This window comes from Amycolatopsis keratiniphila, from assembly GCF_000400635.2.
In the GTDB taxonomy this organism is placed as follows: domain Bacteria; phylum Actinomycetota; class Actinomycetes; order Mycobacteriales; family Pseudonocardiaceae; genus Amycolatopsis; species Amycolatopsis keratiniphila.
The window spans coordinates 5,389,536-5,409,097 of the sequence record NC_021252.1; the positions used below are offsets into that span (position 1 = coordinate 5,389,536).

Here is a 19,562-nt window from a genome sequence, read left to right on the forward strand (position 1 = left end):
TAGGAATCAGGACACTCAACGTCCCGACTCCTACATCGTCGACACCAGGTACGCCGAGCAACGACCTCGGACCGGCGAGGTGATTCGAGCGTGGAGGATTCGGGACACTCAACGTCCCAAATCCTCCACACTCGACCGTGCCACGGCGAGCTTCCGGAACCCCTTCGGCGACCGCTGACATTCACATTCGCCTTGCTAAGACCTGGGTACGCAAATACCGACCTGTTCTAACCCCGAACGCCAATCACGACCACCCGAACCGAGTCGATGCGTGACTGGGTGGACGACACCCGGACGCGACCGATCCTGCCGCGAGTCGTCCGGCTGGACACGCGTGTCGTCCACTCAGTCACGCGTGTCGTCCGTCCGGTCACACGTGCCGTCCAACGCGACCACCCGGACCGGCGCGCTACCCCTCGGCGGCCTTGAACCACGCGCCGATCCCCGCGAGCGCGCCCGGACCGTAGTCGCCCCGGACGTCGTCGGCCAGATCCGCGATGGACACAGCGCGCAACGCCGCCCGCCACTGAACCTCGGCGTTCGCCATCGCGCGGCTGATGGCGCACGGCGTCGTGCACGCCTCGGGCGGCGTCGCCATCGGGCCGCGCTGCCGGATCTCGGTGCAGATGAAGGCCGGGCCGGGCCCGTCGATGGCCTCGACTACGTCGAGCACCGTGATCTCCGAAGGCGGCCTGGTGAGGACGTAGCCGCCGGCCTTCCCCTGCACCGACCGGATGAGATCGGCCCGCGAAAGGGCCTGGAGCTGCTTCGCGAGGTAGCTCGGCGAGACGTCGTGCAGCTGCGCCAGGCGCGCGGCGGGCGCGGGTTCGTCGACGGAGGTCAGCACGACACAGCAGTGCAGGGCCCACTCGACCCCACCGGACATCTTCACCCCGATGACTCTAACCCGCCTCTTGACTCGGACACAATCTATCCGAGTAATATCTCGGACATGCGGTGTCCGGGTTTACGGGCGCCACCGACGAAGGGCACTGGGTCATGAAATTCGCGATCATCGGCGGGACCGGGCTGATCGGCTCGCAGGTCGTGCACAATCTGAACGAGGCGGGACACGAGGCGGTGCCGCATTCGCCGTCCACCGGGGTCGACCTGCTCACCGGCCAGGGCCTGGACAGCGCGCTCGACGGCGCCGACGTGGTCGTCAACCTCACCAACTCGCCGACCTTCGACGACGCCTCCCCCGCGTTCTTCCGGACGTCGATGGACAACCTTGTGGCAGCCGCGAAGAAGGCGGGCACGGGGCACTTCGTGATCCTGTCGATCGTCGGTGTCGACCAGGTGCCGGAGCTCGACTACTACCGGGCCAAGACCCTGCAGGAGGACATCCTCAAGGAGAGCGGTGTCCCCTACTCGATCGTCCGCGCCACCCAGTTCATGGAATTCGTCGACGCGGTCCTTTCCTGGACCTCCGACGAGACCGCGGTCCGCCTGCCCAGCACGCCGATCCAGCCGATCGCCGCGGCCGACGTCGCCGCCGCGGTTTCCGAGGTCTCGGCGGGAAAGCCGTTGAACGGCACCCTCGACGTGGGCGGCCCGGACGTCTACCCGCTGGACGAATTGGGCCGGATCACCTTGTCCGCCAAGGGAGACACGCGTCCGGTGACCGTCGACGAGACGGCGGGCATGTTCTCCGCGGTCAAGGGTGACGTGCTCACCACGAAGGACGGCGCCCGTATCGCCGAGACCCGCTACCTCGACTGGCTCAAGTAACGTGAAGGCCCCCTTCCCTCGGCTCAGCAGAGGGAAGGGGGCCTTCACGCGCTTCAGCTCGGCAGCAGCGCCGGAGCCGCGAGACGGCTGGCGTTCGCCGCCTCGTCGTCCGGCTGGGCCTGCGCGGAACGTTCCGCTTCGACCCGCGCGAGGTAGTTCGCGACCTCGCGTTCCTGCTTGTGCGAGTCCCAGCCCAGCAGCGGCGCCATCAGCTCCGCCACCACCGGCGCCGCGGTCACGCCGCGATCCCGCTCCTCGATGGAGATCCGTGTGCGCCGCGTCAGCACGTCCTCCAGGTGCAGCGCGCCCTCGTGCGAGACCGCGTAAACGACCTCCGCCTTCAGGTACTCCGCCGTCCCCGGGATCGCTTCGCCCAGTTCGGGACGGTCCGAGATCGACTCCAGGATGTCCTCGATCGCGGTGCCGTAGCGCTGGAGGAGATGCTCGATGCGGGCGATGGGCAGCCCCGTGCGCTGCACGAGCGAATGCCGCGCACCCCACAGCTCGTGGTAACCGGTCGCGCCGACGATCGGCAGCCGCTCGGTCCACGACGACGGCGCGGGGCGGCCGAGGTCCTCCACCGCGACGTCGACCGCGTCGGCGGCCATCACGCGGTACGTCGTGTACTTGCCGCCGGCCACGATCACCAGACCCGGCACCGGATGCGCCACGGCGTGCTCCCGCGACAGCTTCGTGGTCGATGTCGCCTTCGCGGCGAGCAGCGGCCGAAGCCCGGCGTACACGCCTTCGATGTCGTCGGCGGTGATCGGCGTGCGGAGAACGGCGTTGAGGTGGTCGAGCACGTAGTCGACGTCCGCCTGGCTGGCCGCCGGGTGCTCGCGGTCGAGGTCCCATTCGGTGTCAGTGGTGCCGACGATCCAGTGCCGTCCCCACGGGATGACGAACAGCACGCTCTTCTCGGTGCGCAGGATCAGCCCGGTGTCCAGGTCGATCTTCTCGCGCGGCACCACCAGGTGGATGCCCTTCGAAGCACGCACGGTGAACGGCGCGGGGATGCCCGCCGCTTCGGCCATGTCGTCGCTCCACACGCCGGTGGCCGCGACGACCGTCTTCGCCCGGACCTCGATCTCCGCACCGCTCTCGCGGTCGACGACCTTGGCCCCGACGACACGTTCGCCGTCGCGGATCAGCGAGGTCACCCGCGCGCGAGTGAGGACGGAAGCACCTTGCTCGGCCGCCGTCCGCGCGATGGTCATCGTGTGGCGGGCGTCGTCGACCTGGGCGTCGTAGTACTGGATGGCGCCGATCAGGGCGTCGTCCGCGAGGCCGGGGGCGACCTTGCCCGCGCCGCGCTTCGACAGATGCCGGTGCCGCGGCAGGGCCCGCGCTCCGCCGAGGGTGTCGTAGAGCGTGACACCCGCGCCGATGTAGCCGCGTTCCCAGACGCGGTGCTTGAGCGGCACCAGGAACTTCACCGGCCGGACCAGATGCGGCGCGAGGGTCTGCAGGAGCAGGCTGCGTTCCTTCAGCGCCTCGCGGACCAGCTTGAAGTCCAGGTTCTCCAGATAACGCAGCCCACCGTGGATCAGCTTCGAAGACCGGCTCGACGTTCCGGCGGCGAAGTCGCGGGCCTCGACGAGCGCGACGGAGAGGCCGCGCGACGCCGCGTCGAGTGCGACGCCGGCACCGGTCACTCCCCCGCCGACGACCAGCACGTCGATCTCCTCGCGAGCGAGCTTGCGCAGCGTCTCGGCACGGTAGACCGGGGAAAGCGGTACGGGTGTCACCTTGTTCCTCCTGTTCATCGGGCTCACTCGACCTCGACCCAGTCGAGCGTGCGGCCGACGGCCTTCTGCCAGCCCGCGTAGCCCTCGGCGCGCTGTTCGTCCGTCCACGACGGCTCCCAGCGCTTGTCCTCGTTCCAGTTCTGTTCCAGCTCGTCGGTGTTCTTCCAGAACCCGACGGCGAGCCCGGCCGCGTAGGCGGCACCGAGCGCGGTGGTCTCGGCGACCACCGGCTTCGACACCGGCACGCCGAGGATGTCGGCCTGCAGCTGCATGCAGAGTTCGTTGGCGGTCACGCCACCGTCCACACGCAACACGTCGAGCGTGACGCCGGAGTCGTTCTGCATGGCCTCGACGACGTCGCGGGTCTGGTAGCAGATCGCTTCAAGCGTCGCCCGCGCCAGATGCGCGTTGGTGGTGGCGCGGGTGAGGCCAACGATCGCGCCGCGTGCGTCGGAACGCCAGTACGGGGCGAAAAGCCCGGAGAACGCGGGGACGAAGTAGACGCCGCCGTTGTCCTCGACCTGCCGCGCGAGGCTCTCGCTCTGGGACGCGCCGCTGATGATGCCCAACTGGTCGCGCAGCCACTGCACGGCGGAACCCGTGACGGCGATGGAGCCCTCCAGCGCGTACACCGGCTTCTCGTCGCCGAACTGGTAGGCCAGCGTCGTGAGCAGCCCGTGCTTCGAGCGCACGACCTCGTGCCCGGTGTTGAGGAGCAGGAAGTTGCCGGTGCCGTAGGTGTTCTTGGCCTCGCCGGGGCGGAAGCACACCTGGCCGACGGTCGCCGCCTGCTGGTCGCCGAGCACACCGGTGATGGCGACCTCGCCGCCGAGCGGGCCGTCCGCACGGGTCACGCCGAAGCGGCCGTTGTTCGACGACGGCGCGATCGACGGCAGCATCTGCTTGGGGACGCCGAAGAACGACAGCAGTTCGTCGTCCCACTCCAGCGTTTCCAGGTCCATGAGCATGGTGCGCGACGCGTTGGTCGGATCCGTCACGTGCACGCCGCCGTCGGACCCGCCGGTGAGGTTCCAGATGAGCCAGGTGTCGGTGGTACCGAAGAGCGCGTCACCCTTTTCGGCGTCTTCGCGGACGCCCTCGACGTTCTCCAGGATCCACTGCAGCTTGCCACCGGAGAAGTAGGTGGCGGGCGGCAGACCGGCCTTCCGCCGGATGACGTCGCCCTTGCCCTCGCGTTCGAGCGCCGAGGCGATCCGGTCGGTGCGGGTGTCCTGCCACACGATGGCGTTGCAGTACGGCCGCCCGGTGCGGCGGTTCCACACGACGGTGGTCTCACGCTGGTTGGTGATGCCGAGCGACGCGAGGTCGGCGGCGGTCAGCTTCGCCTTGTTGAGCGCGGTGGCGATGACCGACCGGGTCCGCTCCCAGATCTCGGTCGCGTCGTGCTCGACCCAGCCCGGCTTGGGGAGGATCTGCTCGTGCTCGAGCTGGTGGCGGGCGATCTCGTTGCCGCCGTGGTCGAAGATCATGAAGCGCGTGCTGGTGGTGCCCTGGTCGACGGCGCCGATGTAGTCAGGCATGGTTTCTCTCCTTAGGAAACGCGCTCGATGTCCTTGGCGGGCAAGGCTTCCGGTGCCGGTTCGGCGGGCAGGTAACGCTCGATGAAGAACTTGTAGATCGCCCCGCCGATGACCGCGCCGATCACCGGCGCCACGATCGGGATCCACCAGTACGGATAGCCGTACTGGTCGGTGAACGCGGTGTCGTAGCCGGTGAGCCAGGACATCAGGCGCGGGCCGAAGTCGCGGGCGGGGTTGATCGCGTAGCCGGCGTTGGTGCCCCAGGCCATGCCGATCGCGACCACCAGGAAGCCGACGACGACCGGGGCGAGGTTCGCGGCGGGCGCGGTGTTGCGGAGGTCGGTGATGGCGAAGATCACCAGCGCCAGGATCGCGGTGCCGATGATCTGGTCGCGGAAGGCGCCCCAGTCACCCACCGGCAGGGTTCCGTTACCCGGAAGAGTGGAGAACACACCCTGGGTCTTGATCGTCAGGCCGGGGTCCGCGGCGTTGAGCACCTCGGTGTAGTTCCAGCGCACCAGCAGCGCGCCGAGGAACGCGCCGGCGGTCTGCGCCAGGGCGTACGGGGCGACCTTGCGCCACGAGAAGCCCTTGAACACCGCGAGCGCCACGGTGATGGCGGGGTTCAAATGCGCGCCGCTGATCCGTGAAGCCACGTAGATACCCAGCGTGACACCGATTCCCCACGCCCACGCGATGCTGTCGTGGTCCCCGATGCCCGCGGCGACGACTTGGGCCACCACCCCGCAGCCGAACAGGATGAGGATCATCGTCCCGACGAACTCCGCCGCCAGTTCGCCCGCCAGTCCGCGAGCCTTGAGGTTTCGCACCATTGCTTCCTCCACAAAGGACACCGTTGCCCTGTTGAGGCCGAAGTTAAGTTCGGGGAAACCCGGGGTCAACGGACGCCGGTCGGCATTGTCGAACGTCCGAAGACGATGTTCGACATTGTCGAATCAAGGCCGGTCGAGCTACGGTTGGGCCGTGCCCGGTCCGATCCAGTCCATCGAGCGCGCCGCCGCGATCCTGCGGTTGCTGGCGCGCGGTTCCGGCCGTCTCGGGGTCGGCGAGATCGCCGATTCCCTCGAACTCGCCAAGGGAACGGCGCACGGGATCCTCCGCACCCTGCAAGGGGTCGGCTTTGTCGAACAAGACCGCGACACCGGGAAATACCAACTGGGCGCGGCGCTCCTGCACCTCGGCACGAGCTACCTTGACGTCAACGAACTCCGCTCCCGCGCGATCAACTGGGCCGACGCGCTGGCCGCGCGCAGCGGCGAGGCCGTCCGCATCGGCGCGCCGCTGGAGGGCCGGGTCCTGGTGGTGCACCACGTGTTCCGGCCCGACGACAGCCTGCAGACGCTCGACGTCGGCACACTTCTGCCGTTGCACGCGACGGCGCTCGGGAAAGTCCTTCTGGCCTACGACACCGGTCTCGTGGCATCGTTGCGCACCGGCGGACCGGAGGCCTACACCCGCCGGACCCTGGTCACCCAGACCGCGATCAAACGCGCCTGCGGCAAGGTGCGCGAGGCGGGCTGGGCGAGCGAGAACGGCGAAATGATCACCGGCGAGGCCGGGATCGCCGCGCCGATCCGCGGCCACGGCGGCATCGTGGTCGGCGCGATCGGGGTCTCCGGCGCGGCGGAACGGATCTGTGAAGCCGACGGCAGCCCGATCCCGCGGCTGCTCGGCCACGTGCGCGACGCGGCACGGGCGGTCTCCCGCGATCTCGGCGCGTCCCGATGGTGATGGAGGTGCTCGCGTGGTCCAGCGCTACGTGATGTCGATCGACCAGGGCACCACCTCGACGCGGTGCATCCTGTTCGACGCGCGCGGCAGGCTGGTGTCGGTCGCGCAGCGCGAACACACCCAGCATTTCCCGCGGCCGGGCTGGGTCGAACACGACGCGACGGAGATCTGGCGCAACGTCGGCCGGATCGTGCCGCAGGCGCTGGCCGACGCCGGCGCCGAAGCCGGGCAGGTGGTCGGCCTCGGCATCGCCAACCAGCGCGAGACGACGGTGCTGTGGGACAGGCACACCGGCAACCCGGTCGGACGGGCGATCGTCTGGCAGGACACCCGCACCGACGCGATGCTCGAACACCTCGCCCGCGAGCCGGGCGCGGACCGCGTCCGGCGGCTGTGCGGGCTGCCGCTGGCCACGTACTTCTCCGCGCCGCGTATCCGGTGGATGCTGGAACGCACGCCTGGCCTGCGGGAACGCGCCGAACGCGGCGACGTCCTCTTCGGGACGGTGGAGAGCTGGCTGATCTGGAACCTGACCGGCGGCCCCGAGGGCGGCGTCCACGTCACCGACGTCACCAACGCCTCGCGCACCATGCTGATGAACCTGCGCACGCTGTCGTGGGACGACGAACTGCTGGAGTTCTTCGACGTCCCGCGCGCCATGCTGCCGGAGATCCGGCCGTCGACCGAGGTGTACGGGACGACGTCGCGGGTGGTCCCGGGCATCCGGATCGCGGCGGCGCTCGGCGACCAGCAGGCGGCGCTGTTCGGCCAGACCTGCTTCGCCCCCGGCGAGGCGAAATGCACGTACGGAACCGGCAGCTTCCTGCTGCTCAACACCGGTCCGACGCCGGTGCTCTCGGCGCACGGCATGCTGACCACCGTCGGGTTCAAGATCGGCGACGAGCCCGCCGTGTACGCGCTCGAAGGGTCGATCGCGGTCACCGGCTCGCTGGTGCAGTGGTTCCGCGACGGACTCGAACTGATCGGCAGCGCACCCGAGATCGAGACGCTGGCGCGGACGGTCGAGGATAACGGCGGCTGCTACATCGTGCCCGCGTTCTCTGGCCTGTTCGCACCGCACTGGCACAGCGAGGCACGCGGTGTGATCGCCGGGCTGACGTCGTACATCACCAAGGGGCATCTGGCCAGGGCGGTGCTGGAGGCGACGGGCTGGCAGACCCGCGAGGTGGTCGACGCGATGAACGCCGACTCCGGACTCGCGCTGTCGACGCTCAAAGTGGACGGCGGGATGACCGCCGACAACCTGCTGATGCAGTTCGTCGCCGACGTCCTCGACGTGCCGGTGGTGCGCCCGATGGTCGCCGAGACGGTGTCGCTCGGCGCGGCTTACGCGGCCGGATTGTCGGTCGGTTACTGGCCGGACCTGGAGGGTCTGCGCCGGAACTGGCACCGCGCCGGGCAGTGGCTGCCGACTATGGACCCCGCCCGCCGCGACAGTGAGTACTCACACTGGCGTCAGGCCGTGGAGCTGACCTTCGGCTGGATGCGCCCCGGCCCGACGGCGGCTCCCCCGGGCTCCGACCTGGTCGAGGTCGTCCTGGCCGATCACCGCCGGATCGAACAACTGTTCCGGGACCTGCGCAACGACGAGGCCGACCGTCCGGCGCTGATCGCCGAGCTCTCGGCGTCCTTGGTCGCCCATGCGACCGCGACGGAGCGGATCGTCCGTCCCGATGCGACGGAGAGCGGGCTCGCGGACGAGCTGCTGGCCGTGCTGGAGTCCGCCGACTCCGAGAAGGCGTTGGCGGCGCTGGAGAATTCGGTGGACGCGCATATCCGCGCGGAAGAACGCGGGTTGCTGAACGAACTCCGGCGCACACTGTCCACTTCGGATCGCACCGGCCTCGGCCGGGCGTTCGTGGCCGAGCGGCAGCGGCAGCTGGACCTCGACTGCGGCTCCGCCGAGCACGTCCGCGAGCAAGGCTCCCGGCTGCGGCTCTCATGACGTGTTACCCTGTCGCCGTGCGCTACTGGACTCGACTCGTAGTCAAGCGCGCCGGCTGAACCAGGTCGCCGGCGCGCATTCCGGCGACCCCTCGATACGGGGCATCTCCCGGGACCTGGCCCTCCATGGCCTGTACGTTTTCCCGCCTTTGGAGACCACGATGTCGATCACCGCTTTCCAGGTTCCCTCCCCTCGCTCGTCCATGCTGGTCCGCCGCCGGATCGCCACGTACTTCGTCGGCGGCGTCGAACAGATCCCCGGCCTGCTCGACGCGCTCGGCTGCCTGGTCCACGACCTGTCCGTCGACGTCCGCGACGGCGTCCGGGAAAGCACCATGACCTGCGCCGTCCTGATCGACGCCGCCGAGGTCGAGCCCCTGCTGGCCAGGCTGCGCGACCTGCCTTCCGTCGTCTCGTCCGAACTGGTCTGACCCGAAGCCGCAACTCGCGTGATTGAGCGGCGATCTCGCGTGATTGAGCGGCGATCACGATGATCGCCGCCTGATCACGCATGATCGCTGTTCAATCACGCATGATCGCTGTTCAATCACGTGTGTGCGCCGCCTGATCACGCGTGATCGCCGTTCGGGCACAAAGTCGTCTATGCCCGGAGTCACTTGCACGGTTCGGTGCAGCCGGTCATCGGATGGCCATACACCTCTTGACTTAGTTAAGAAGCCTTCTTAACTTCGATTTCATGGCCGAAACTTCCCGAAACAGCAGGTCCGAAGCCTATCGTCGACTCAGCCTGGCCGAAAAACACGACAATTTCGTCAAGCGGTATTCGCGGCGGACCCTGTTCCGGGTGGGCGCGGTGGGCGGGGCGGCACTCGCCGCCGGCGGCGTCCTGCTCCCGGGCACGGCCGCGGCCTCCCCCGGGCCGACGGTGCTGCTCAACGCCGACAAGGTCGCGGGATCGGCGCTGCGACCGTTCGGCCGGCACATCGCCTACGGGGCCGACCCGTCCCAGCAGGTCGTCGTCTCCTGGCAGGTGCCCGCGGCGGTGACCGCGCCATTCGTCCGGATCGGCACCGTACCGGGTGACTTCAGCCCGCCCATCCAGGCCGAGGTCCGGGCGCTGACCAGCCAGATGTCCTGGCAGCATCCGGTCGAGGAGGTCCCGCCGAACAGCCCGAAGTCGATCACCCAGTACTACCTCCACGCCCGGATCGACCGCCTCCTGCCCAACACCACGTACTACTACGTCGTCGGGCACGAGGGCTACGACCCCGCCGCCCGGCTCGGTGAGATGGCGAGTTTCCGCACCGCGCCCGCCCCGGGCGGCGACGGCACGTTCACCTTCACCGCTTTCGGCGACCAGGGCGTCGGCTACAACGCCGTCGCGACCAGCAGCCTGATCGCGGGCCTCGACCCGGCCTTCCACCTCGCCATGGGCGACCTGAGCTACGCCCTCGAAGGCGAAGGCGGGCACCCGGAGGAAGACCAGTACGACGCGCGGCTCTGGGACTCCTTCTTCGTGCAGAACGAACCGGTCACCGCCGGGATCCCGTGGATGATGGCGCTCGGCAACCACGAGATGGAGGGCTGGTACTCCGAGGACGGTTACGGCGGTGTGCGGGCGCGCTTCACCATGCCGGACAACGCCTGGGACGGCTCCACCTGCATCTACTCGTGGCGTTACCAGAACGTCGGCATGATCAGCCTGGACGGCAACGACGTCTGTTACAACAGTCCGTCCAATCTGGACTACACCAAGGGCAAGCAGCTCAACTGGCTCGGCAAGACGCTCGCCGCCTTCCGCGCCGACCCCACGATCGACTTCATCGTCGTCTACTGCCACCAGTGCACGTATTCCACCTGTCATTCCAACGGTGCCGAACTCGGCGCGCAGAAGGACTGGGCACCGCTGTTCGACAAGTACCAGGTCGACCTGGTGCTCAACGGCCACAACCACATCTACGAACGCACCGACCCGATCCGGGCGGGCAAGGCCGTCAAGAAGGTGCCCTCGCGCGGGACCACGAACCCGGTCAAGGACGGGACCACCTACATCACCGCGGGCGGCGGTGGCGGCAGTGTCTCCGAGTTCCCCGCGCCCGACACGTACCTCGGTCACGAGACGAGCAACGACTCCCCTGTCCCGATGAAGTACTCGGAACGGGACGGCCAGGATCGCACCAAGAAGGTCACCTGGTCCCGGGTCCGGTTCCGTGGCTACAGCCTGGTCGCGGTCGACGTCATCGCGGGCACGGGCACCACACCGCCCAAAATGGACGTTCGCGCGATCAGCGCCGACGGCACGCTCGTCGACCAGATCATCGTGCAGCGTTCCTGACCTGCGGCTCTTCCTGTCGTTACAGAGTCATGACATGAACAAGACGGGGTCACGATGATCGTCTCTGAACATCGGCACCATGTTCGACGAACGAACCAGGCCCATCGCAGTGCCCGGCGCGAACCGGCGACCAGGGCTTCGCGTGACGATCCTGATCGCCTTCCCGGTGATCGCCGCGATCCTCGGCTACGTGATCTTCCAGTCCGTCGCGGAAAGCCGTCCCGCTCCGGAAAGACGCGACGCCACCGTGGTGTTCGACCGCATATCGGGCGAGCAGGTGATCGCCGAGCGGGGCTCGGAAAGGTTCCGCACGGCGTCGGTGGTGAAACTGTTCATCGCGCTGGACGCCGTCACCCGCAAAGCGAGCAAGGCCGACGAAGCCCAGCTCCACCGGATGCTGGCGAAAAGCGACGACGCCGTCGCCAACACGCTCTGGACCAGGAACGGCGGCCCCGCGATCGTCACCAGGACGGTGGCGGCCGCGGGTCTGAAGAACACCACCCCACCCGCCGACGCGGGCCGCTGGGGCGACACACTGTCCACAGCGGACGACGTCGCCGCGGTGTACCGCCGCGTCCTCAAGCTTCCGAAGGCCAAGCGGGACGTCATCCTCGGGCCCCTTCGCCAGGCGAGCCGCATCGCGGCCGACGGGTTCGACCAGCACTTCGGCATCCCTTCGGCCTTCGGCGACCGGCCGTGGGCCGTGAAACAGGGCTGGGCGGCCGGGCGCGGCTCGGTGGACGCGCACACGACGGGGCTCGTCGGTGAAGGCGACCGTTACATCGTCGTCATCCTGTCCGGTTCCGCCGAAGGCACCGGCCTCGACGCGGCGACGGCCGCGGTCACCTCGGTGGCCAGGTCCTTGGCTCCGCGATTGGGAAAGTGACTTCGGCCGCGTTTTCCACGGCGATCTTGAAAGCGCTTACAAGAAGGTCCGCGAAACAGGCTCGCGGAGCCGCCGAGCCACCGTCCACTTGGGTTTTCAGCGCGGCCAGCTGGTCGCCGGCCAGCGGCGTGACCCGATCCATGAACTGCCCGAGGAACCGCAGGGCGGCGACGGGCGGGATCCCGGCCACGGCGAGGTCCGCCACCGCGCGCGAAACCGACGGCCGCACGACCGCCAGGGCCCCCGTGCCGTCCCGGCCGAGCACGCCGTGGCGCTCCAGGCACCGGGCGACGGCGGGCTGGTCGCGGGCGATTTCCGCCATCGCCGCGTCCAGTTGCTCGGCGCGGTCCACTGTGGTCGTTCCGAGCATCGCGGCGATGGACACCAGGTTGAAGCCCTGTTTCTGCAGCATCGTGATGCGCCGCAGGCGCCGCAGATGAGCCGGGCCGTAGTAGGCGGACCTGCCGTGCCGGACCGGCGGGGCGAGCAGGCCCCGCGTCTGATGGGCCCGGATATTGCGCGCCGACATGCCGACGATCGTGGAAAGTTCTTCGATCGTGTATCCGGCCGGCCTCGGCGAAAAGGGCTTCACGCCGACAGCTTAACCAATGGTCGGATGAGTACACCACAGCGCCGGGGTAATGGCGGCACCACTGTCAACCGGCTGAATCAGCGAGTTGCCATAAGTTCATCGGTTCCGGCCGACGAACACAAGGTAGGCAGCTGGTTTACATGGTTTCATGCCAAGCAATGCCGGTTTTGGGGTGTTCCACACTCCCCGATTACTCCAGTCAGGCGATCTTGATGGGCCGATGACTTGGTTGCCGTTTAAATGCACCAGAGACATCCGATGTCTCGACTCTGTCGACGCCCGCGGAGCGCCGCTGAACCCGATGGTTGGTCGTCAAAGTTTCAACCTTTTCCCAGGAGGTTTCCATGTTCTGGAAACGGATCGCGGTCGCGGCCGTGGCCGCGACCGGTTTGGCCGCGGCACTGGTGGTGTCCCATCAGGACACTCCCGCCGCCGCGATAGAGCCCGCCGCGGCGAAAGTGCCCGCGTTCGACCACATCGTCCTCGTGATGTTCGAGAACAAGGACTACAAGGAGATCAGCGGCAGCTCCAAGGCGCCGTACTTCAACAAACTCGCCTCGCAGGGCGCCAAGTTCACCAAGGCGTACGGGACGACACACCCGAGCCAGCCGAACTACATCGCCCAGTTCGCGGGTTCGACGCACGGTGTCGACAGCAACAAATGCCAGGATCTCGGGAACAAGGAGAACCTCGCTTCCCAGCTGGCGGGGATCGGCAAGAAGTTCGTCGGTTACGCGGAAAGCATGCCTTCCGACGGCTACACCGGCTGCACGAAGGGCAAATACGCCCGCAAGCACAACAGCTGGGTCAGCTTCAGCAATGTGCCGTCGTCGGCGAACAAAAGGTTCTCGTCGTTCCCGAGCGACTTCACGAAGCTGCCCCACGTCGCTTTCGTGACCCCGGATCTGTGCAGCGACATGCACGACTGTCCGGTCGACACCGGTGACAAATGGCTGAAGAACAACCTCGACGCGTACGCGCAGTGGGCCAAGACGCACAACAGCCTGCTGATCGTCAATTTCGACGAGGACAGCGGGACGTCGGTGAACCAGATCTTCACGACGTTCGTCGGCGCCCACGTGAAGCCGGGCAGCTACAGCGAATCCATCAACCACTACTCGATCCTCCGCACGATGGAGGCGTCGTTCGGCCTGCCGGGCATCGGCAACGCGGCCGGCAAGGCGCCGATCACGAGCGTGTGGCAGTAATCGGGTGAACCCCGCGGGCGTGTCCACTGTGGACGCGCCCGCGGGCGGGGAAGGGTGGTCCGTAGCGTGTACCTGTCCACGATCGGCCGCCGGGAGCATCCCGGCGGAGTGTCCAAGAAGTCCTTCGCCCTGCTGGGCGGAAACGTCTTCGCCTTGGGCACCGTCAGCCTCGTCACGGACGTCTCCTCGGAGATGGTGACGGCCGTGCTGCCGGTGTACCTGGTGCTCGGGCTGCACCTCGGCCCGGCGGCGTACGGCGTGGTGGACGGCCTCTACACCGGCGCGACCGCGCTGCTGCGCCTGGCCGGCGGCTACGTCGCGGACCGGGTGCGACGACGCAAGGCGGTCGCCGGGCTGGGCTACGCGATGTCGGCCGTGGCGAAACTGGGGCTCGTGGCCGCGGGATCGTCGGCGACCGCGATCGGCGTGGTGCTGACCGCGGACCGTACGGGCAAAGGACTGCGGACCGCGCCGCGCGACGCGCTGATCACCTTGTCGGCCCCCGAACACATGCTGGGCCGCGCGTTCGGCGTGCACCGGGCGATGGACAGCGTCGGCGCGTTCCTCGGCCCGCTCGCCGCGGTCGCGGTGCTGGCCGTGGCGGGTTCGGCGACCGGGACCGAGGGCTTCGACGCGGTCTTCGTGACCAGCTTCTGCATCGCCACCGCCGGCGTGCTGCTGCTGGCGTTGTTCGTCCGCGACCACCGCGCGCCCAAACCGCCGTCCGGCACCGTGTCCCTGCGAGCCGCGGCGGGGCTCCTGCGCGGCACCGGCGTGCGGCGGCTCCTGATCGCCGCGTGCGTCCTCGGCCTGGCCACCATCGGGGACGGCTTCGTCTACCTCCTGTTGCAGGACAAGGAGGACATCGCCACCGGCTGGTTCCCGCTGCTGGCCGTCGGGACGAATCTGGGCTACCTGCTGCTGGCCGCGCCGCTCGGCGCGCTGGCCGACCGTATCGGCAGGCTGCCGGTGATGCTCGGCGGTTACGGCGCCCTGGTCACCGTCTACCTGCTGCTGCTCAGCCCGCTCACTGGCTGGGCGTTGTTCGCGCTCACCCTCGGCCTGTACGGCGCGTTCTACGCGGCGACCGACGGCGTGCTGATGGCGCTGGCCGGGCCGTTGCTACCCGAGGCGTTGCGCACCACCGGTATCGCGATCGTGCAGAGCGGGCAGGCGCTCGCGTACTTCGTCTCGTCCGTCCTTTTCGGACTCTCTTGGCAGTTCTGGGGTGCGACCACGGCGATCACGATCGCCGCCGGGACGGTGCTCGCCGCCGTCGCCGCCACCTTCGTTCTCTTGGTTCCCCGCAGGAAGGCACGACCGTGAACACCCGCAACCGCGTCCTGATCGCCGTGACCGGAGTACTCACCCTGGCCGCGGCCGCCGTGATCTACGTCGGGGCGGCGAGCGCGCGCAACCAGGGCACCGCGTCGGCGGGCACCAGCGACGCCGTCACCCTCGACGGCGGGCGGTTGCTCTTCCGCAGCACCGCCGACGCCGACCGCGGGCACGTGTCCAGCGTCAGCGCCGCCGACCCCGGGGGCGCACGGGCGGTGTCGACCGTGTCCTGCAGCCGGGTCTACGCGGCGGGCGGCACGGGGATCTGCCTGCGCCCCGAAACCGGCCTGACCACCTACCAGCTCGCCGTGCTCGACAGCCGTCTCGCGGTCACGCAGGAGATCCCGCTGGTCGGCCTGCCCAACCGGGCGCGGGTCTCGCCAGACGGCAAGCGGCTGGCGTGGACGGTGTTCGTCACCGGCGATTCCTACAACGGCGGCAGGTTCTCCACTAGGGCCGGCACCCTCGACCTCACCACCGACAGCGTCGAGGGCACGCTGGAGGACTTCGCCGTGACCGTGGCGGGCAAGCCGTACAAGGCGGCCGACTTCAACTTCTGGGGCGTCACCTTCACCCGGAAGCCGGGCCGGTTCTACGCCACCATGTCGACCGGCTCCCACCGGTACCTCGTCGAAGGCGACTCGACCGCCCGGACCGTGAAGACCTTGCGGGACAACGTCGAATGCCCGTCCCTCTCCCCCGACGAGACCCGCGTCGCCTACAAGGCCGCCATCGACGGCGATCCCGCGAAGGGCTGGCGGGTGTCGGTGCTCGACCTCGCGAGCGGCACCGTGACGCCGCTGGCGGAGACCAGGACCGTCGACGACCAGCCCGCGTGGCTCGACGACCGCACCGTCGCCTACGCCCTCCCCCGCACTCAAGGACATTCCGACGTCTGGGCCGTGTCCGCCGACGGCTCGGGTGCGCCGCGGCTGCTGATCCCGGAGGCCGAGTCACCCGCCGCACTGCCTTAGGCTGCGGGCATGAGGGCCGCGCTGCTGATCGTCGACATGCAGGAAATGCTCGTTCCCCTGGTCTGGCGTGGCGAGGAGCTGGCGGCGCGGATCGCCACGCTAGCCAGGAAGGCCCGCGACAACGGGGTCCCGGTGATCGCGCTGCGGCAGATCGGGGCGCCCGGCACCGACTTCGACCCGGCGTCGCCGGGCACCCGCGTCAGCGCGCTGCTCGGTCTCGAACCGGTCGACTTGGTGGTCGACAAGACGGCGACGGATTCCTTCTACCGCACCGGGCTGGCGGGGCTGCTCGTCGACCGCGGCGTCGACACCGTGGTGCTGACCGGGCTGGCCACCGACTACTGCGTCGACGCGACCGCCCGGTCCGCGCAGAGCCACGGTCTGGACGTCGTGCTGGTCGCCGACGGCCACGCTCCCTCGTCCGACGGCGACCCCACCACCGGGCTGACCGCGGAACAGGTCGTCGCCCGGCACAACCTGCTCCTGAGCACGGCGATCCATCCCGGCGGACGGCTGCGCGTGGTGCCGTCGGCGGAGGTCGAGTTCACCGGCCCGTAGGATCGGCCCGCCATGATCACGAACTTCCTGCTCGACCACTCCGCCCTCGTGCCGGTGGCGATCCTGCTGGTCGCGCTCGCCTGCGCCGTCCTGGGCCACCTGTTCGCCGGCAGGCATCGAGTCCTCTGGACGCTCGCGGGAGTGGCGCTGCTACCGGTCGTCGCGCTGACGCTGGTGCCCACCCGGCACACGATCGACGAGATCCTGTGCACGGTCCAGTTCTCCCTGCCCACGCTCGGCTCGGTGGAACTGCTGGCCAACGTGGCACTGTTCCTGCCGCCGGTCTACTTCGCCGCGCTGGCGTCCCGGCGCCCTGTGACGATGCTCGTGGCGGGCTCAGCGCTGTCCGCGGTGATCGAGGCCCTGCAGGCGTTCGTGCCCGCGATCGGCCGCGCCTGCGACACCAACGACTGGCTGATGAACACCATCGGCGCCCTCCTCGCGGCGGGTATGGCGTGGCTGGCAGGCCGTCGCGCTCAGTCGGGCAGTTCCACGGGCGCGATGTCGTCGTAGACGTCGCCGGGCCCCGGGTTCGCCGGATCCGTCTCGCCACCGAAGTGGTGCAGGACGCCCCAGACCGCGTTGAGCGCCGTCTGCACCGCGCCTTCGGCCCAGCCCGCCGTCCAGGAGACGTCGTCGCCCGCCAGGAAGAGGCCGCGGTGACGCTCCTCCAGCCGGTCCTGTTTGAAGTGGGTGAACAGCCGGTGCTGGTAGCGGTAGTGGCCGGGCAGGTTGGCCTTGAACGCGCCCATGAAATGCGGTTCGGCCTCCCAGGACACGGTCACCGGGTCACCGATGATGTGCCTCCGGACGTCGACGCCGGGGTAGATCTCCTTCAGCGACTGCAACATCACCTCGACCCGCTCGGACACCGAAAGCGGCAGCCACTTCAGCGAATCGTCGGCCCAGGTGTAGGACAGGCAGATCACCGCGGGCGCGTCCGGGTCGTCGCCGAGCAGGTAGGTGCCGCGCGGCATGCGGTCGGTCAGCGTCATGCTCATCGTGTCGCGACCGGTCTCCGGATCCTTGTCCAGCCAGAACGGCCGGTCCACCGGGACGAAGACCTTCGAAGACTCCATGTAGTGCGTGCGCTCGATCGCCGTCCAGTGGTCGATCGGGAACAGCGCCTCGTCGCATTCGATCTTCGACAGCAGCATCCAGCTCTGCGCGGTGAACACCGCCGCCGGATAGGTGCGGATGCGGCCTTCGGTGTCGGTCACGGTGATGTTGTTCGGCGCGGTCCGGTGCAGCCGGGCGACGCCGGGGTTCGGACTCCCGCCGTGCAGCGAGCTCAAACTCGTTCCGGCGGGCCAGAACGCGATGTCCTCGGGCGCGTGTTCCCACAGCCGCAACGGAAGCCGCCTGCTGCCGCCGACGATGCTGCGGTGCTCGTCGTCGGCGCCGGTGTAGACCACCCGCAGGATCTCCAGGATGGAGTTCGGGAAGTCGGTGTCCCAGCCGCCGGTGCCGAAACCGACCTGTCCGAAGATCTCGCGGTCGCGGAAGGAGGCGAACGCGGGCGAATCGCAGAGGAAACCGTAGAAGGTCTGGTTGTCCAGCTTCGGCACGAGCTCGTTCCACAGCCGCTTGATCGTCTTCACGTCGCGGTCGCGGATCGCCTTCTGCATCTCGGTGAACGCGGCCTGCTCGGCCAGCGTGCTGTCCCACGCGGCCGCGACCTTGCCGAAGACGGCGGGGAGTTCGTCCGCCGTGCGCGCGTAGTGGCTCTCCCCCTTGAGGTCGACGACGGTGCTCGGCGTGCCCGGCGCCAGCGGGTTCGGGAACGGCGTGGTCTCCAGGCCGACCTTGTCGATGTAGTGGAACAGCGCGGTCGACGCCGGCGGGAAGCGCATCGCGCCCATCTCCGCGACGACCTCGTCCGGGCAGCCGGGGAAGTTCACCGTGCGCAGGCGGCCGCCGATCTCGGCGATCTCGTACACGACCGGGCGCAGCCCCAGTTTCATCAGTTCGTACGCGGTGACGATGCCCGAGAGACCGCCGCCGATCACCGCCACCTCGGTGCCGTGCCGCTCGGCCGGGAGGGAGCCGAGCCCGGCGGGGTGGGCGAGGAAATCGTCGTAGGCGAACGGGAAATCGGGGCCGAACATGGTGATCGGACGGCCCGCCGGTTCGTCGTGGTGGATCGCGGTCGGGAGGGCGGAGGTCATACGGGAAGTCCTCGGTACAGATCGGGCCGTCGGTCGGCCAGGTGGGTGTTCTCCAGCCGCGACGCGACGAGCGCGTCACGGGTCACTTCGGCGCTGATCAGCTCCGGGCCGGCGCCCGCTCGGGCGAGTACCTCGCCGGTCGGGGCGACGACGCAGGATCGGCCGCAGTAGGTCAGTTCCTGTTCGGTGTCGCACCGGTTCGCGTACGCGACGTACAGCTGGCTTTCGTAGGCGCGGGCGGGCACCAGCGTGTCCGCGACCAGTTCGTACGGGCTCATCAGCGCGGTCGGCACCACGAGCAGTTCGGTCCCGGCCAGCGCGTGCGCCCGCACCAGCTCGGGGAACTCGACGTCGTAGCAGATCAGCAGGCCGATCCGGAGAGCGTCGAGTTCGGCCTGCACGACCGCCTCGGCGCCCGGCTCGAACCAGTCGCGGTCGATGTCGCCGAACAGATGCGTCTTGCGGTAGTTCGCCAGGCGTCGTCCGTCACGGCCGATCAGCTGGACGCTGTTGAACACGCGGCCGGCGTCGGATTCAGGGTATCCGTAGGCCAGTGCGACGCCGGATTCGCTTGCCAGCGCGGACATCCGGGCCGCCGTCGGACCGTCGGCGGGTTCGGCGAGCTCATGCGACCGGGCACCGATATGGTAGCCGGTCGTGATCATCTCGGCGGCGATCACGAGATCGGCGCCCGACGCCTCGACGGCGGACGGCAGCTCGGCGTACGAGCCCTGATGGACGGCGACCCTCATGCCGACGACGATATCCGCCGTTTCGATGCACCGATAAGGGCGAATCGTTGCGC

The 19,562-nt window shown here is 68.8% G+C and carries 18 protein-coding genes; 11 read left to right on the plus strand and 7 right to left on the minus strand.

Going from position 1 to position 19,562, the window contains the following annotated elements:
• Window positions 1-409 precede the first annotated feature (409 nt).
• Window positions 410-886 carry an RrF2 family transcriptional regulator gene (locus AORI_RS65280; RefSeq protein ID WP_016335192.1) on the minus strand — a complete coding sequence of 159 codons (477 nt, stop codon included), beginning with the start codon at window positions 884-886 and terminating at the stop codon, window positions 410-412.
• Window positions 887-999: 113 nt separating this feature from the next.
• Between AORI_RS65280 and AORI_RS65285 the strand changes: the two genes are divergently transcribed.
• The gene (locus AORI_RS65285; RefSeq protein ID WP_016335193.1) at window positions 1,000-1,731 is read left to right on the plus strand and encodes an SDR family oxidoreductase; all 732 of its coding nucleotides are present in this window, start codon (window positions 1,000-1,002) and stop codon (window positions 1,729-1,731) included.
• A gap of 53 nt (window positions 1,732-1,784) precedes the next feature.
• Here the strand turns inward: AORI_RS65285 and glpD are convergent, their stop codons facing one another.
• From glpD to AORI_RS65300, 3 genes are read right to left on the minus strand one after another with little or no spacing between them, the layout of a single operon-like run.
• A complete protein-coding gene (glpD, locus tag AORI_RS65290) occupies window positions 1,785-3,497 on the minus strand; it encodes a glycerol-3-phosphate dehydrogenase (RefSeq protein WP_043848198.1) in 1,713 nt (570 codons plus the stop codon).
• Between the two features lie 5 nt (window positions 3,498-3,502).
• The gene (gene glpK, locus AORI_RS65295) at window positions 3,503-5,020 is read right to left on the minus strand and encodes a glycerol kinase GlpK (protein WP_016335195.1); all 1,518 of its coding nucleotides are present in this window, start codon (window positions 5,018-5,020) and stop codon (window positions 3,503-3,505) included.
• An 11-nt stretch (window positions 5,021-5,031) separates the two neighbouring features.
• Entirely contained in the window at window positions 5,032-5,853 is an 822-nt protein-coding gene (locus AORI_RS65300) for an MIP/aquaporin family protein (protein ID WP_016335196.1), read from the minus strand.
• A gap of 151 nt (window positions 5,854-6,004) precedes the next feature.
• Between AORI_RS65300 and AORI_RS65305 the strand changes: the two genes are divergently transcribed.
• From AORI_RS65305 to AORI_RS65325, 5 genes are all read left to right on the plus strand, one after another.
• Window positions 6,005-6,772, plus strand: a complete 768-nt coding sequence (locus AORI_RS65305) for an IclR family transcriptional regulator (RefSeq protein WP_016335197.1) — start codon at window positions 6,005-6,007, stop codon at window positions 6,770-6,772.
• Between the two features lie 13 nt (window positions 6,773-6,785).
• Window positions 6,786-8,738, plus strand: a complete 1,953-nt coding sequence (glpK, locus tag AORI_RS65310; protein WP_016335198.1) for a glycerol kinase GlpK — start codon at window positions 6,786-6,788, stop codon at window positions 8,736-8,738.
• A gap of 160 nt (window positions 8,739-8,898) precedes the next feature.
• Window positions 8,899-9,168 (plus strand): hypothetical protein, encoded by a 270-nt coding sequence (locus AORI_RS65315; protein ID WP_043848199.1) that lies wholly within the window; start codon window positions 8,899-8,901, stop codon window positions 9,166-9,168.
• 266 nt (window positions 9,169-9,434) lie between these two features.
• Complete coding sequence (locus AORI_RS65320; protein ID WP_016335200.1) at window positions 9,435-11,033, plus strand: purple acid phosphatase family protein; 1,599 nt, start codon at window positions 9,435-9,437, stop codon at window positions 11,031-11,033.
• 79 nt (window positions 11,034-11,112) lie between these two features.
• Window positions 11,113-11,919 (plus strand): serine hydrolase, encoded by an 807-nt coding sequence (locus AORI_RS65325; protein WP_043848200.1) that lies wholly within the window; start codon window positions 11,113-11,115, stop codon window positions 11,917-11,919.
• On the opposite strand, the gene AORI_RS65330 is transcribed toward AORI_RS65325, so the two are convergent.
• The gene (locus AORI_RS65330) at window positions 11,876-12,511 is read right to left on the minus strand and encodes a MerR family transcriptional regulator (RefSeq protein WP_016335202.1); all 636 of its coding nucleotides are present in this window, start codon (window positions 12,509-12,511) and stop codon (window positions 11,876-11,878) included. The two genes, AORI_RS65325 and AORI_RS65330, sit on opposite strands and share 44 nt — an antisense overlap.
• A 344-nt stretch (window positions 12,512-12,855) precedes the next feature.
• On the opposite strand from AORI_RS65330, the gene AORI_RS65335 reads away from it, so the two are divergent.
• From AORI_RS65335 to AORI_RS65355, 5 genes are all read left to right on the plus strand, one after another.
• On the plus strand, window positions 12,856-13,719 hold the full coding sequence (locus AORI_RS65335; RefSeq protein ID WP_016335203.1) for an alkaline phosphatase family protein: 864 nt from the start codon (window positions 12,856-12,858) through the stop codon (window positions 13,717-13,719).
• Window positions 13,720-13,785: 66 nt separating this feature from the next.
• On the plus strand, window positions 13,786-15,045 hold the full coding sequence (locus AORI_RS65340) for an MFS transporter (RefSeq protein ID WP_016335204.1): 1,260 nt from the start codon (window positions 13,786-13,788) through the stop codon (window positions 15,043-15,045).
• Complete coding sequence (locus AORI_RS65345; protein WP_016335205.1) at window positions 15,042-16,031, plus strand: TolB family protein; 990 nt, start codon at window positions 15,042-15,044, stop codon at window positions 16,029-16,031. Before AORI_RS65340 ends, AORI_RS65345 begins: the two co-directional genes overlap by 4 nt.
• 9 nt (window positions 16,032-16,040) lie before the next feature.
• Complete coding sequence (locus AORI_RS65350) at window positions 16,041-16,589, plus strand: cysteine hydrolase family protein (RefSeq protein ID WP_016335206.1); 549 nt, start codon at window positions 16,041-16,043, stop codon at window positions 16,587-16,589.
• Between the two features lie 12 nt (window positions 16,590-16,601).
• On the plus strand, window positions 16,602-17,102 hold the full coding sequence (locus AORI_RS65355) for a VanZ family protein (RefSeq protein ID WP_016335207.1): 501 nt from the start codon (window positions 16,602-16,604) through the stop codon (window positions 17,100-17,102).
• Here the strand turns inward: AORI_RS65355 and AORI_RS65360 are convergent.
• The gene (locus AORI_RS65360; protein WP_016335208.1) at window positions 17,066-18,757 is read right to left on the minus strand and encodes a flavin monoamine oxidase family protein; all 1,692 of its coding nucleotides are present in this window, start codon (window positions 18,755-18,757) and stop codon (window positions 17,066-17,068) included. The two genes, AORI_RS65355 and AORI_RS65360, sit on opposite strands and share 37 nt — an antisense overlap.
• Window positions 18,754-19,509 carry a carbon-nitrogen hydrolase family protein gene (locus AORI_RS65365; protein WP_016335209.1) on the minus strand — a complete coding sequence of 252 codons (756 nt, stop codon included), beginning with the start codon at window positions 19,507-19,509 and terminating at the stop codon, window positions 18,754-18,756. The genes AORI_RS65360 and AORI_RS65365 overlap by 4 nt, the downstream gene beginning before the upstream one ends.
• Window positions 19,510-19,562 lie beyond the last annotated feature (53 nt).

Coding starts and splice junctions, on each gene's coding strand:
- AORI_RS65355 (WP_016335207.1), top strand. CDS start 16,602: ATGATCACGAACTTCCTGCTCGACCACTCCGCCCTCGTGCCGGTGGCG.
- AORI_RS65325 (WP_043848200.1), top strand. CDS start 11,113: ATGTTCGACGAACGAACCAGGCCCATCGCAGTGCCCGGCGCGAACCGG.
- AORI_RS65360 (WP_016335208.1), bottom strand. CDS start 18,757: ATGACCTCCGCCCTCCCGACCGCGATCCACCACGACGAACCGGCGGGC.
- glpD (WP_043848198.1), bottom strand. CDS start 3,497: ATGAACAGGAGGAACAAGGTGACACCCGTACCGCTTTCCCCGGTCTAC.
- AORI_RS65315 (WP_043848199.1), top strand. CDS start 8,899: ATGTCGATCACCGCTTTCCAGGTTCCCTCCCCTCGCTCGTCCATGCTG.
- AORI_RS65300 (WP_016335196.1), bottom strand. CDS start 5,853: ATGGTGCGAAACCTCAAGGCTCGCGGACTGGCGGGCGAACTGGCGGCG.
- AORI_RS65320 (WP_016335200.1), top strand. CDS start 9,435: ATGGCCGAAACTTCCCGAAACAGCAGGTCCGAAGCCTATCGTCGACTC.
- AORI_RS65285 (WP_016335193.1), top strand. CDS start 1,000: ATGAAATTCGCGATCATCGGCGGGACCGGGCTGATCGGCTCGCAGGTC.
- AORI_RS65350 (WP_016335206.1), top strand. CDS start 16,041: ATGAGGGCCGCGCTGCTGATCGTCGACATGCAGGAAATGCTCGTTCCC.
- AORI_RS65365 (WP_016335209.1), bottom strand. CDS start 19,509: ATGAGGGTCGCCGTCCATCAGGGCTCGTACGCCGAGCTGCCGTCCGCC.
- glpK (WP_016335195.1), bottom strand. CDS start 5,020: ATGCCTGACTACATCGGCGCCGTCGACCAGGGCACCACCAGCACGCGC.
- AORI_RS65335 (WP_016335203.1), top strand. CDS start 12,856: ATGTTCTGGAAACGGATCGCGGTCGCGGCCGTGGCCGCGACCGGTTTG.
- AORI_RS65280 (WP_016335192.1), bottom strand. CDS start 886: ATGTCCGGTGGGGTCGAGTGGGCCCTGCACTGCTGTGTCGTGCTGACC.